This window comes from Chitinophaga ginsengisoli (genome assembly GCF_003014595.1).
Lineage (GTDB): Bacteria > Bacteroidota > Bacteroidia > Chitinophagales > Chitinophagaceae > Chitinophaga > Chitinophaga ginsengisoli.
The window spans coordinates 34180-48479 of sequence record NZ_PYGK01000002.1 but is presented as its reverse complement, the minus strand read 5'-3'; the positions used below and the strand labels follow the sequence as shown (position 1 = coordinate 48479).

General features: G+C 44.3%; 11 protein-coding genes. 2 read left to right on the top strand and 9 right to left on the bottom strand.

The genetic code is table 11. The annotated features are described in order from the left end of the window. Positions 1-65 precede the first annotated feature (65 nt). The 8 genes from CLV42_RS04730 to CLV42_RS04695 form a co-directional block, all read right to left on the bottom strand. Entirely contained in the window at positions 66-2255 is a 2190-nt protein-coding gene (locus tag CLV42_RS04730) for a peptidase domain-containing ABC transporter (RefSeq protein WP_106600753.1), read from the bottom strand. Further along, positions 2249-3127: a hypothetical protein gene (locus CLV42_RS04725; RefSeq protein WP_106600752.1), complete on the bottom strand. Its 879-nt coding sequence runs from the start codon at positions 3125-3127 to the stop codon at positions 2249-2251. Before CLV42_RS04725 ends, CLV42_RS04730 begins: the two co-directional genes overlap by 7 nt. A 3-nt stretch (positions 3128-3130) precedes the next feature. Beyond that, positions 3131-4012, bottom strand: a complete 882-nt coding sequence (locus tag CLV42_RS04720; RefSeq protein ID WP_211303388.1) for a hypothetical protein — start codon at positions 4010-4012, stop codon at positions 3131-3133. Between the two features lie 17 nt (positions 4013-4029). Continuing rightward, entirely contained in the window at positions 4030-4914 is an 885-nt protein-coding gene (locus CLV42_RS04715; RefSeq protein ID WP_106600751.1) for a hypothetical protein, read from the bottom strand. Between the two features lie 3 nt (positions 4915-4917). Beyond that, on the bottom strand, positions 4918-5760 hold the full coding sequence (locus tag CLV42_RS04710; protein ID WP_106600750.1) for a hypothetical protein: 843 nt from the start codon (positions 5758-5760) through the stop codon (positions 4918-4920). Continuing rightward, positions 5757-7010, bottom strand: coding sequence for a radical SAM protein (locus CLV42_RS04705; RefSeq protein ID WP_106600749.1), 1254 nt, complete (start codon positions 7008-7010; stop codon positions 5757-5759). The genes CLV42_RS04710 and CLV42_RS04705 overlap by 4 nt, the downstream gene beginning before the upstream one ends. Positions 7011-7078: 68 nt before the next feature. Continuing rightward, positions 7079-7288: a hypothetical protein gene (locus tag CLV42_RS04700; RefSeq protein WP_106600748.1), complete on the bottom strand. Its 210-nt coding sequence runs from the start codon at positions 7286-7288 to the stop codon at positions 7079-7081. Between the two features lie 132 nt (positions 7289-7420). Next, positions 7421-9829, bottom strand: coding sequence for an outer membrane beta-barrel family protein (locus CLV42_RS04695; protein ID WP_106600747.1), 2409 nt, complete (start codon positions 9827-9829; stop codon positions 7421-7423). A 223-nt stretch (positions 9830-10052) separates the two neighbouring features. On the opposite strand from CLV42_RS04695, the gene CLV42_RS04690 reads away from it, so the two are divergent. Then, positions 10053-10619 (top strand): dihydrofolate reductase family protein, encoded by a 567-nt coding sequence (locus tag CLV42_RS04690; protein ID WP_106600746.1) that lies wholly within the window; start codon positions 10053-10055, stop codon positions 10617-10619. 367 nt (positions 10620-10986) lie between these two features. On the opposite strand, the gene CLV42_RS04685 is transcribed toward CLV42_RS04690, so the two are convergent. Further along, positions 10987-12231 carry a hypothetical protein gene (locus tag CLV42_RS04685; protein WP_106600745.1) on the bottom strand — a complete coding sequence of 415 codons (1245 nt, stop codon included), beginning with the start codon at positions 12229-12231 and terminating at the stop codon, positions 10987-10989. A gap of 567 nt (positions 12232-12798) precedes the next feature. Between CLV42_RS04685 and CLV42_RS04680 the strand changes: the two genes are divergently transcribed. Continuing rightward, positions 12799-14196, top strand: a complete 1398-nt coding sequence (locus CLV42_RS04680; protein ID WP_245901491.1) for a right-handed parallel beta-helix repeat-containing protein — start codon at positions 12799-12801, stop codon at positions 14194-14196. The last annotated feature ends 104 nt before the right edge of the window (positions 14197-14300 follow it).

The window sequence follows — 14300 nt, the reverse complement described above, 5'->3', positions numbered from 1 at the left end:
AATTGATCTGTAAAAACGATAAGGGCCGCCTTTGTGCGGCCTTTGTCTGTTATATGAGGCATCAATTACACGCCTAATTCCAATTGGTTCTTCACCAATTCAAAATACTTCCCCCGGTTCTTAGTTAGCCCTGCATGAGAGCCTACTTCCACGATCTCACCTTTTTCCAGCACGACTATCTGTGCGGCATTCTTCACAGTACTCAACCGGTGTGCAATAACCACGACCGTCTTCCCTTCAAAGAATTGTTCCAGGTTGTCCATGATCGCTCTTTCGTTGTTGGAGTCCAGTGCATTGGTGGCCTCGTCAAAAAGGATGATCCTGGGATTGTTATATACCGCCCGCGCAATAAATAAGCGTTGTTTCTGTCCACCACTCAGCTCTACACCAATGCTGCCAAGTAGTGTATTGTGCTTTTGTGGTAAGGAGTCTACAAATTCATCCAGACAAGCTATCTGCAGCGCGCGCTGTACCTGTTCCACATCAATATCCCTGTCGGTCATCGCAATATTCTGCGCAATGGAGGCGCTGTAAATATATCCGTCCTGCATCACCACACCACAATGCTTTCTCAGGTCGTCTGTATTGATCCTTTGAAGGTCGATATTGTCTACTAATATATGACCCTGCTGAGGGGCATAAAACCCTAAAAGCAACTTCATTAAAGTGGTTTTACCACTCCCGCTGGTGCCTACTATAGCAGTGATCTTGCCCTTGGGAATAGTGAGATGAATATCACGGAGCACATAGTTATTATGCACGCCGGCATACTTGAATGAAAGATCAACAATCTCAAATCCTTCCCTGAATGTTGCCGGGAAGTCAAGCTTCTCTTCATCGTTTTCATTAGCCTTTAACTGTATTTCATTCAGGCGTTCGAAGGAGGTCCTGGCATCCTGGTAGTCATGGAAGAAGTTCATCACCTCCTGTAAAGGGATGGCCAGCTGGCCAATGATGTAGCTGATACTCAGCATCACACCGAAAGTTATTTTATCGTTGATAACCCAGTAGGCGCAGAGGAAAGTAATGAAGATGTTCTTCAGCTGATTGATGGTGTTGATCCCATTCTGTTGCAGGTGCGATAGCTTGAGATTGCCCAGTTTGAAGTCGTACAGTTTCTGTTGTAAGTCCTGCCATTGTCTTACCCTGACGGCCTGCGCGTTGTTCAGCTTGATCTCCGTCATGCCTGAAATAAGATCATTGAGGTAATGCCGTTCCTCAATAGCAAGTCCGAAGCGACGATAGTCCAGTTCCTTCCGCTTACCCAGGAACAGCAGGAACCAGATGAAAGACAGCACGGTAAATACCACAAAGCTGAGCACAATGTATTTGTCAAAGAACAACATTTGCAATACATACGATACCAGCAAGGCTACCGAGAAAATAAAGGCGACCAGTTTCGTAGACAGGAAGGTTTCCACCCGCTCGTGGTCATCTATACGCTGATAGATGTCTGCATGGTTCTTTGTATCGAAAAAGGACACCGGCAAGTGTAATAGCTTAACAAGGAATTCAGAGATAATACTGATACTCAGCTTCGTGCTGAGCTTCGCCTGGATCAGGTTCTTGATATAGTTAGTAAAAGTAAGGCTGCCAAATAGTACAAACTGGAACAAAAGCATCTTCCAGATGATATGGATGTTCTTTTCCTGTACCCCATGATCTGTCATATACTGGATCGTTCTCGGTATCAGTAATGATATCAGGCTGGCGATAAGGATGATCAGGAAGAGTATACCCGTATTCCCTGCATGGGGTTTCAGGAATTGCAGGAACTGACGGGATATATTCCGCTTGTGGGCCGGGTTGTTGACTGTATTGTTTGTCAGCGAAGGATCAGGTTCCACGAACATGGCAATACCCTTTTCTCCTCTGCCCAGCCAGGAACGCATAAATTCTTCGCGTGATAACGTAGCGATACCATACCCGGGATCAGCAATGGTATACTTTCCGTCTTTGATGTTATACAACACCACATAGTGATTCTCTCTCCAGTGTAATATACAGGGGAAGGGCTGCTGTTTCGTCAGATATTCATCCGTAGTTTTCAGTACCAGTGCTTTCAGACCGGTTTGTTCCGCGGCATAAACAATGTCGCCTATACTGGTGCCCAGCCTGGATGTATTACACCATTCTCTGAGCACGAAAATATTCGTCTCAATACGATGATAGGCGGTGATCATCTTTAAACAGGCAGGCCCGCAATCCATCGAGTCCAGCTGTTTCTGAAAGGGGTATTGATTAAAGTTCAGCATCTGAAAGTTCCAAAATAAACCATGTTGATGTCTAATACCGTATTGCCCAGCGTTGATCCGTCATGAAAGCAGTTATCAGTCGGGGCAATGTAATACTGATAAGGTTGTTGAATGAACTTGATGACGGGATACTCCGGGTAATGTTTAAAGAAATGTGCAGACACGTTATGGATATTGATACCCTGCTCTTTCACATCGATCTTTTTCGCCAGCATGTTCAATGCCTGTATCATGGTGAGGTTTACGAAGTAAAATATCCTCGATTGTTTACCAAGGTTAATAGTGATACGGTTGCCCGCTTTATGCGTAGTATGCAGGGTCATAAACTGCGTACCATCATTATGCAGTCCTATATACCTTTTCTCTGGTACAGTAAAGTTCTCACGCAACCGTGTAATATCACAGGCTACCATTTCCAGGTTGGGCAGATTGGCAGCTATACAGTGAAAGTGAAAGGGCTTGTTATCTGCCACAGTCGTCAGGAACTGCTGCATCTTTGTATTGAGCTGTTGAACTGTAGCAGGATGATCCCTGAACTTTTGCATCACTTCCTCCCGGTTTTGTGACTGTTCCAGTCCGAGTTGCCTGATAGTGTCCTGTAGCTCTTCGGGAATATAACCTGTAAAGATGGTGTTGTAATCTTTACGTGTTGTTTTGGAGCAGATAATAGATGCCTCCTGCGGATTCATCTTTCGCCAGTCTTTCTTCGGCAGATAGGCATCGTCTTCAAAGAGGGGCGTAAAATGCCAGTCCTGGAAGTCTACTTCTGCCAGTACCTGTTCCTGATAAGGCGAGGTACCCGAGTTAATGAAAACAGCATCATATCCCTCCGGTAAGAGGCTGTGTAATCTTATGCCTTGTTTCAGACGCATACATTAATATTGAAAGTTGCCAAAATAGACCATGGTAACATCCAGCGTGGAACTACCCAATGTAGAACCATCATGGAAGCAATTATCTGTTGGTGCGATATAGTACTGATAGGGTTTTTGCCGGATCTTTATCACCGGATAATCCGGGTAATACTGAAAGAAGAAGCGGCCGATGTTGGCGATGTTGACATTATGTTCCGCAATATCTATTTTCTTCTTCAGCATATTGATGGCCTGTACCATAGAGAGGTTTACAAACAGGAATGACCTGCTTTCCTCACCAATATTGATAGAGATCCTGTTGCCTGCTTTATTGGCGGTATAGATGGTCATATCTCTGGTGCCATCATTATGCATGCCCATATACCTGATATCCTGCGGTTTGTAGCCTGCTGGTAGTCTGGTTGTATTACAGGCCACCAGCTCAATATTGGGGAAATTAATGCCTATACAATGGAATTTGAAGGGCTGTTGATTGGCTAGTGGTTGCAAGAAGGCATTGATCTGTTCACTGAGTGCTTTTGTCTTCTCCGGGCTTGCTGCCAGTTTTTCCATTACTTCGTCCCTGTTGCCGGCACCGTTTAAAGAGAGTGATTGGAAAAGGTCTTTCAGCTGCTCAGGAATGTCTCCCAGGTAGATGGTGCTATAATCAGTGCGTTGACCATTCGCCTGCAGACACCTGATCTCATCTCCATTCAGCGGCCGCCAGTCTCTTTTGATCACATAGGCGCCATCAATGTACCGGGGAGTGTAATGAAGTCCCTGAAAATTAACAGGCGGCGCTTCCTGTTCTGTATGGTAAACGGTACCGGAATTGATGCTCAGGGCATCATAGCGCTCCGGCAACTTGTTATGGATAGTGATCCCTTTTTTTAATTGCATCATATTCAAAAAGGTTTGTGTTACATCTTACAGGTGAACATGCCGAAATATACCAGGATGATATCCAGCGACTTCATTCCCAGTGTTGATCCGTCATGGAAACAATTATCTGTTGGGGCGATGTAATATTGATACGGATGTTGTGTGATCTTTACCACCGGATAATCCGGGAAATATTTAAAGAAGTAGTCAGCGATATTGATGATATCTATCTTATGTTCATCTACATCTATGACCTGCTTCAGCTTATTGAGCGCCTGCACCATAGTGAGGTTCAGGAACAGGAAGGAGCGGGGCTCCCTGCCAAGGTTGATCGTCAGCCTGTTCCCCAGTTTATGTAACTGGTAAGGAGACACATACTCGGTACCATCGTTATGAATACCCATGTACTTCTTATCCTGCTCTGTATAACCCGTCCGCATCACCGTCGTATCGCAGGCTGTTACTTCCAGGTCTGGCAGATTGGTGCCCAGGTAGTGGAACTTATATGGATGCCCGTTGGATTTGCTTTGCAGGAACTGATCTGTCAATGTATTGATAGCTGTCGTAATTGTTGGATGCTCTCTGAATCTTGCAAAGACATCCTCCCTGTTCCTGCAGGTGTCCAGGTGCAATTGTTCGAACAGCGTTTTGAGCTCGTCAGGAATTTCTCCTATACAGATCGTTTTGCCAATATCATGTTTGCCCACGGGCTTTAGTATGTTTAGTTCTGTACTGTTTAGCGACCGCCAGTTCTTTTTTGGCAGGAAGGCGCCCTCTTCAAAGCCGGGCACAAAGGAAAGTCCTTCATAGTTCACTGCCTGTTTCTCCTGACCGGCATGGTGCAGAACACCTGTGTTAATGGAAACGATGGTGTGCCCATCAGCAGTCTGGTTGTGCAGCCGGATACCCCTGATCATTTTCATACACTAGTTATTTAAATGGACCGTGTCAAAAACACCCGTGTACACAATCGTTACATCTATTTCCTTGTTGCCTAATGTGGTGGCATCATGAAAGAAATTATCCGTAGGCGCTATGTAATACTGATAAGGTTTGATCTCAATTTTAATAGTGGGGTAATCCGGGTAGTGTTTGAAGAAATGATAGGCGATGTTATCAGGGTTCACCTCCGCCACGTCCATCTTGTCTCTCAGCATATTCACTACCTGTCGCATAGAAAGATTAATGAAAGCCAGAAAGCGGTTCTCTTTGCTGAGATTGATGGAGATACGGTTGCCTGACTTATACGCAGTATGCGCCGTGAAACGTTTGCTCTGATCGATATGTAAGCCGATATAAATAAACTGCTCGTCGATATAATGACAGGTAATGGTTTCACGGTTGGGCATCGCCCTCGTGATACGGTGAAACTTATAGTTCCTGTTCGCCGACAATGGACGTAGAAAAACATCCAGTTCATCTGTTATCTGCTTCACGATGCCTTCGTTCTCTTTTAAAGTAGGATAGACCTTATCCAGCTCTTTCACCTGGTCCAGGCCAAGTGTGGCAAAGGAGGTCTTTAGATTATCCGGAATATCACCTACATAGATGCTTTTACTGAAGTCTGTATCGTCAGCAACATGGCTGATTAATAACTTTGATTCGGCAGGTTGTAGGTGTCTCCATCCATGCCGGGGTATATATGAACCGGGATTGTAATAAAGCCCGGTATCTGCTGTAGCGGGGATTGTTCCTTCATTAATGTACAACTGTTCATTAATCCCGGGCAGCTTGCTGTATAAGCCGATTCCTTTTTTAAGTTCCATCATGATAGTTGTTTGAATGAGATTAATTTTTGTTTTACACTGTTGTCTATCGGGATGTCAGCGGGCCTTTTCAGTTCTTCCAATACTTCCTCGTAAGACATTTTCTCAATACCTATCCGGTCAACCGTGTCAGGAGGAAGGCTTTCCAATATATCGTTCTGCAGGAAACTGACCAGGCGGATAATATCTTTACAGTAGATAGTGGGATTATCAAATCCGTTGGCTTCGGAGAAACGGTTGCCAAGGAAACCACCGCCGCAGATGTCATAGACGGGGCAGTTGAGACACTGCTCGCAAACCATTTCATGGGAGTTGTAGAACAGTTCAAATACATCATCTCCAAATAGATCTTCTATCTTCCCGGTATGTACATTCAGATTGTTCCTGGTGATGCCTTCATAACAGGCCCTTAATGAATCGACTACCTCTATTCCGCCATTTGTTTCTATGACGGCAACACCATTGGTTTTTTTTCCCATGGCCTGATTGCCGATCTGCTCATTGCCCATCAGCAATGCGATAATGTTTTCAAAAAGCCGGATGGTGGGTCTGCTCTTATCCTTTTTCCATAGTACAAACAAAGCGATCAGCCAGTCTGCATACGGGGTGTATCCTGCTTCGGAAAGCCGCTTCATATCAAATCCGCCGGGCAGTTTGCTATGGTGACCATCAGGGAATAAGAGGTTCAGGTTTCTGACGCCCAGTTGTTTGATCTCGTTATAAAAATCTGCTGGTGGAATATCCGTGTTTAATACCATCAGTATACCGGCGAGACCATTGTCTTTCCCCAGTCGTACGGCTGTCGCTACATCATCGTAAGAGCCTTTCCCATTATGGAACCTCCGGTACTTGTCATGTTGTTGCCGTGGGCCATCAAAGCTGATGCCTATCTTCACCTGGTATTCATTGAAGAAATGATACCAGTCGTTGTCCAGCTGTACGCCATTGGTCTGGATAGTATAAGAGAATTCAATATCGGGGCAGGTGCTGGTAAAGATCTCAATGCTTTCCCTGAAAAATTCTTTACTCAGCAGCAGCGGTTCCCCTCCATGGAAAACGATCTGGACAAACTGTATATCTGCCGCGTTGCAATATGACCGTAGTCTTTCTGCCAGTGCCGTGATGGTGTCGATAGACATGAATTTTGGCTGATTCATATAGGTCTTGTCGCCCAGGTTATACATGTAGCAGTATGAACAGTTGAGGTTACAGCGGCTGGCAATCTTGAGCACGAATGAGCTTATCTTTTTCATAGTAGAAACGGGGTTGAGGTGTAAATAGCCAATCTATCTGCTGATAGATTGGCTATACATCTGGTTAATTAACCAATTGCCTGCAGGAAAGTATCGTGCTTATCGTAAGCAGATGCTCTTGAACGCAGATTGCTAACGGCAACAACAGGGCAGTCAGCACCTATGCCACCGAAAATAGCTTTGTAGAGGTCAAGTTGCTCATTTTCTGAGGACTTCAGTGCTTCATCGATGATGCTTTTCTGTTCAGGTTGTGATGCGATCCTGGTTTTTTTCTTCATAAAATTTGAGGTTTAAAGAAATGAAAAATGTGCCATCAGTAAGGACATGGCAATTGCCCTTTCATTTATTGGGATTAAAAATGAAACTAAAGAAGCACCAGTAAAGCAGATGGATTCGGGGGTGTTGGGTTACTACATAATTCTTCCTTTTACGTCATCATTTCCGGTATCCCGGTCTCTTTTACTCTTTACAGTCGACTTGCCGAAATTATAGCTTACCGATAGCGCTACACTGCGCGTATCGTGATAGTTTTTGTCGATGATCCGCAGGCCGTCCAGCATAATATTGTATCTGTCCATATTGCTTTTGAACAGGTCCTGTGCAGATAGTACAATATTGAAATTCTGAATGGATTTCCGCAGTCTGATCTCTGTTTCCAGCCTGTTGGAGATCTTTGTATTGACGATGGTCACAGGGAATGTGTTCTTCGCGATCACCGTACAGGAGAGACCTCTTTTCTTCGATATAGTAAAGGTCTGGTTAGCCGAGAGACTCAGCAGGAAAGATTCATTGTTAATGTCGACACTGTCTGCATATTTCCCCCTGGAAATGACATAGCCTGTCAGCAGGGACCCTGATAAAGTCCACCAGGGCAGCAGTTTATTGTAATACACCATTGCGCCTGAATAGCTGTATTTATTTCCATAGTTTGTTTTTTTATTGGCAATGATATTTCCTGAAGGATTATAGGGGAGTGCATAGAACTCGTCCAGCAGCTGGCTGGCAGCTAGCTGGAAGGTGTAGGTACCTGTTTTACCTTCCAGTGTATGACTGAGTTCCTGCCTGTAATATTTTGACGGCATGAGGAAGGGGTTCCCTTCAAAATAGGTCTGGTCGGTGGTATACATCCTGAAAGGATTCACATCCCAGAAACCAGGCCTGGTGATCCTGCTGGATACTGCCAGTACATAGGTTCGTTCTTTCGCGGTGGTGTATTTGAGAAATGCAGTAGGAAAGACGTTGGTGTAATTCCTGTTCACTACCTTTGAGCCATTGAGCCATCCTTTGGCGACCGTGTTTTCCACTCTCATACCCAGCTGATAACTCCATCGTGCGTTTATTTCACTATTCCATATGGCATACAGAGAGCTGACGTTTTCATCATATCTGAAGAGATTACTTCTTGTAAAATCCTTCTCCCATGTGTAGTCGGGTGTCCAGTTCTCGAACACGAGGTCATTGTGGATGGACGATAATGATATTTTTGCACCCAGGTCAAGCGATGCCTTTTTGCCAATAGGCCATTCCAGATCGGCTTTGACAGATTTGTTGCTGATATCCTGGGGAGAAGAACTCCTGAACCAGTCTTTCGTTAGCAGGGGCTTATAGGTGTCCGTATCAAGCGTTTGTGTTTTACTGAGTGATTTATTACCGGATCTGTATTCCAGCACATCCACATCCACACTGAGTGTAGTGCCTGTGGAATCCAGTTTTCCCTGGTAGTTGAAGTTCAGTGCATATGTTTGTGAATTGAGATCATCATTGTTGTTGGTGAACCGTAGTGAATCGGCATGCGGATAATAATCGCGACTGTAGGCATCGCGTGTTTCCTTGTGCCAGTCGCCGGAGAAGTCGAATAACAGGCCTATCACATGGTTGCGATTGAGCTGGTAATCTGCGCCGAGGCTGGCGCCGGGGTATAACACACGGAACTCATTGGAAGAATTGATGTGCCTTTGTGCCAGACTATCAGTGCCATTGGAAGGGTAGTAGATGTTCTTGTTAAATTCCGGTTTCCTTTTCCTGTTGCCTGCATAGATATCTGTATAGATGTTCCATTTTCCTTTACGATGATTGAGATATACACTTGCCGCCTGTGAATTGACAGCACTTTGCCGGGTACTGAGTACGGCATTTCCATTCAGTCCTTCTTCTTTATTCTTTTTGATGATGATATTGATGATACCGGCGCCGCCTTCCGCATCATATTTACTGGGCGGAGTGGTCATCACTTCGATTGCTTCGAGGTTATCAGAAGGAATGCTGCTCAGGTAGTTTTTGAGCGCATTGCCGCTCAGTATTTTCTTTTTATTGTTGATGTATACGATCGCACCGGAAGTACCGGCGATCTCTAATGTACCGTCGGAGGAGGCGTTGATCAGTGGTGTTTTTTCAACAACGTCCCATATGTTGTTACCATACACGAGATCTGTTCCCGCCACGTTGAACCGCAACCGGTCGATAGTTCGCTCGAAAACAGGTTTCTTAGACCGTACTATCACTTCCGATAGCATTTGTACTTTATCGTATTGTATATTCAGTGTTGTATCTGCATGAATGACAAGCGATATGGATGTATCTCTGAAGGCGCCGGGTCGGATGAGGAATTTATAGTTACCTGTTTTGATATCCGGGAAGCGATAGTGGCCTGTACTGTCTGTAAATGTATTATACACAACAATGTTTCCCTGTTGCACACTTATTGTCGCAAATGCCATCGGGTGTTGGTTATTGTCGGTTATTTTTCCCCGAACAGACACCTGCGCATAAGTGGAATAAAATATGAAAGAGAACAGTATTGTTGCGGTGATTTTTAACATATGATCTACAATTATTTCAACAGGAATCAGAGCATTCCAGCCATCGGGGTAAAACCAAACTTTAATACCAATTTTCGGATGATTATTTAATTTGGGTATACAGAGTTACAAACAAAGCGGGTTGACAATTGCGTTATTTGCAATAGTAAGTTAATAGAAAATTAATAATAAAAAAAATTTTTGCGGCAACTTGCAGGGGAAATAAAAACTTAAACCATACGATATGAGAAAAGTGATCTTAAACCTTGCTGTAACACTGGACGGTTTTATTGAAGGACCCAATGGGGAAATCGATTGGTGCATCATGGACGATGGACCAGATTCAGAAGAGGGTATTACATCGCATTTTGATGAGTTCCTGGCGCGGATCGATACAATCTTTTACGGGAGAGTGAGTTATGATCTCTGGGGGCAATATCAGCCTGCTGCCGATGCCTCTTGGCCAGAAAGAAGACTTTGGGAGAATGTGCACAGCAAAAGCAAGTATGTTTTTTCAACGCGTCCGACAGGAAGTAAGGATGCTGCATATATTACAGGTGATATTGCTGATAGGGTGAATGAAATAAAAGCACATCCGGGAAAAGACATCTGGCTTTATGGCGGTGCAAAGCTGATCACTACGTTTGTTAACCTGGGACTCGTCGACAATTACCTGCTTGCGGTGCATCCGGTGATACTGGGAGGAGGAACGCCGCTTTTTTCAGATCTGAAGGGCAGGACTAACTTGAAACTTAAAGGTGCTGTTACGTCGAAATCAGGCGTAATACTGCTTGATTATGAGAAAGCTTAAGGCGAAAATAGGAGAAAGAGAATTCAACCGGAGAAGCATTTAAACAGGATATAACCGGCATATAAACAGGAATTAACAATGTTTCACCTATGTCTATCTTACGTTAATCCTGCGTTCAGGAACGTAGGATCAACGTAAGATGAACATAGGTGAAGCATTGTTAAAACGAAGTTATATCGAACTTATATACAGTCTCAAACCTAAAGTTAACCCAACATCCTGGTTGTTCCTCCACATGACTAAGTAATCAATGATAACATGGTTTTGACACGCCTTTACTATGGCTTTGCCATGCCTTTGAGTTGGACTTCAGCCGACAGCCCGGGGGCAAGTTGTACCGGGCAGCTGACCCGGCCGCCGCAGGACTTTATGACGCGGGTTCCTCCCGGACCCAGTAACGGGCTTTGTTTACATGTCCGGACCTGAGGTCCCATATATAACTACAAGCATCCAGTGCACCTATGTTCCAGACTTCCCACTCGTCATCATTGAGCCGGCGTGCATAACTGTTCAGTCCGAATATTGCATTGTGTTGCACTCTTCTTCCATAGTCTTTCGGATCCAGCTGGAGATAGGAGAGTGCCGCCATTTGTATGGCTGTCGCCCACTGACGCGGATAAAGAAACGTGGCTGCATTATAAGCACTATCCCTGTAGGGAACAATGTCGTCCTCTGCTGTAGTCAGCTCTTTAAATCCGGTCAGCGTAGCTGGCGGTTGTTCCAGCGAGCGCAGCTCCTGTTCTATAGCTATTCTGTAACGCCCGCGGTTGCTACTGAGGAATGCCGCCAGTTTTGCCGTCTGTAATTGCCTGTATCTAAAGTAATGGTCCTCATTATCATATCCGGTAGCGGGGTAACTATCCCATATTGATTGCAGCAGATCATCCATCAGGCGCACCGTTTCATTGGCTGGCTTCTCAATAGAATGCGGCCATTGAATCCTGGCATAAGCGGGGTCATCCAGCTTTGTGCGGCTCGGAGCAGAGATAATTCCCCGTCTTACATCATACCGGAATGAAACCGCAAGTATATGATCTGCAGCCCAGACCTGCCAGTAATCGCCGGAAAGATGCCGGGTATACAACTGCATACCATACATCCCCTTTACACGGTAATAGCGAAGCGCCATAGGCTGTAATGTTGAGTCGGAGAATATGGTGATGGCAAACATCGAGTTGGCGATCTGCGCTGTTAAAGTAGGATCGAATGTGCGCAGGAGTATTACGGAGAACAGATCAATATTGCCTGTCAGACTATTGGGTGCGCGGAGGCTGCTGGTATCCCAATCGAGCGCGAGTAATGCGGGTGGAGGTGGTGCATATTGTGCAAATTTGGCAGTCCGCACAGCCGCATATTTATCACCATTTGCCTGATTGAATACATTGAAAGATTTGATAAAAACAGCATTACGGAATTTTTCTGTCCGCTGCGCAATTTCATCGTCGGGTAAACTGTTCATTAACTTCTCAAGATCATTCCAATTTTGTTTGTTGGCATTTGTGAAACGATCTACAGCGTTCAGTAATTCCTTTTCTTCCTTGGTAGTTTGTGAATATGCTACGCATGTGAGCAAACTACAAATGAACGTCAGGCTGACAATTTTTTTTATCATATAGTGAGGGTTTCAATTAATGATTGTATAGGCGACACAATATAGTAAACATCGGTCATTTAATTGATGAGTTACTGTTACCAGTATTGATTTTCGTTAGTTGTTGAACGTATTTTTTTTTGTTACAAAATATATTTTGTTTTGATTTTTTGGAATAATTTATAACTTTGCATGGCAATTGAAAAAGAGCAAATTGCTATTTACTTTGTCATGAGATGTTTCGCATCGGTTAACGTAAACGATGCATGCCAAACGAAGCCCAACAGAAGAGGAGAAGAACTATTGGAAAATGTAATTGGAAAACAGAAGAGTACCATATCTTATCATTTTAAACACCTGTTTTAATTGAAGAACAGAGGAGTGCATTGTAACGAATTGTTTTTTAATGCACCTATTTCAGTCTGATTAATCACAACATTAGTCACCTATTTATTTCAGCTAATCACAACATTAATGGCCGGTTCGAGTGCGACGTGCCAGAAATTTTAACATTTATTTAATTATTCACAACATTGGTGGCCGGTTGAAGCGCCGTGCCGAAAATTTAACTGTATCCTTAATCACAACATGAAGAATCGTAACTACATTTTCCAATCAATGATTGGAGCGGCCATACTATTTGCTGCCGCAAGCTGTCAGAAAGAAGACGTTTTAAGCGAAAAGCTGGGCACAGATAATAATCTGGCAGTTACCGCAACAGCTACGGGAAAATCATATACACTGGTTCCTGATGCTTATGGTCGTCTGATTATTGACAACTCAGCAGGTACTTACAAACCTGGTGACATCATCAACCTGAAGGGCACATTTAAAACGGTGCAGGTCGTGAATATGAGTGGAAGTGCATCAGCGCCCATTACTATTCGTAACCTGGCAGGTAGCACAGTAACAATCGGTGATCCCTCCTGGAATGGTGGTGCTTATAGCGTAGGATGTGTATTCTGGAATTCCCATTATATACGTTTTGGTGGTCAGTCAGGACAATCACAGCTTATTATCAGTGGGTCAACACAGGCTGCAAAAGAAGCTTATTATGATCTGCAGATCGGTAACAAGAGTGATAACATCGAAGTCGCAAATCTGACTATCCAGAACGGTGGTAACGGTATCGTAGCGAAAACAGATCCGGTGACAGGAGACGCTTCTACCCAATATCCAAATACTACCATGAACAATCTGCTGATACATGATCTGGCGATACATAACACTGCAAACGAAGCGATGTATATCGGTCACACAGCAACCTACTGGGACCTGACCGCTAATGCACCTTACTATGGCGCTACAGCTGCAATGACCACAAGTCATCAGTATGTACAGCCTATCATGTGGAGGAATGTGAAAATTTATAACAACAAGGTAAAAGATATCGGAAAGGATGGTATCCAGACCGCTGCTATCGATCAGTTGGAAATCTACAATAATGAAGTGACCAACTGGGCAATGGAGAAGAATTCCGCGCATAATGGCGGTATCCTGATCGGCGGACGTACCATGAATACCAATACGCATGACAACTTTGTACATGATGGTTGGGGTGAACTTTGCCAGTTCTATGGTACAGGGGCTAATGGTGCTACACATATCATCCATAACAACCTGTTTACACATGGTGCGCTTGATGGTGTGAGCATGAGAGGTTACGCAAATGCGATCGTACAGTTCACCAACAATACCGTTGCGTATACAATGGGAAACAGCCTGCGTATCAATGGTAGCACAGGTCAGACAGGTCAGCAGATCGTTAATGCAAATGCCTTTATCAGACCGCAGAACGCAATATCTCCTATGTATGATAAGTATTTCATTTACCTGGATCCAGGTGCTCAGGTGAAGGAAGGTACCGGTGCACTGGCTAATACGAAATTCGGTACATGGGCAGCTGCAAAAGTAGATGCTGCTAATTACTTCCTTCCACTGCCAGGTTCTCCGATGGGAATAACAGGTTACAGGAAATCCTACTAACTGTTTTCTTGATAAATTGAGTGGTGTAATAAAGCCCGGGCTATTTGTCCGGGCTTTATTATCTTTAACAGGCCTGGTTACAGGCAATCAATAAAAGTAACGAT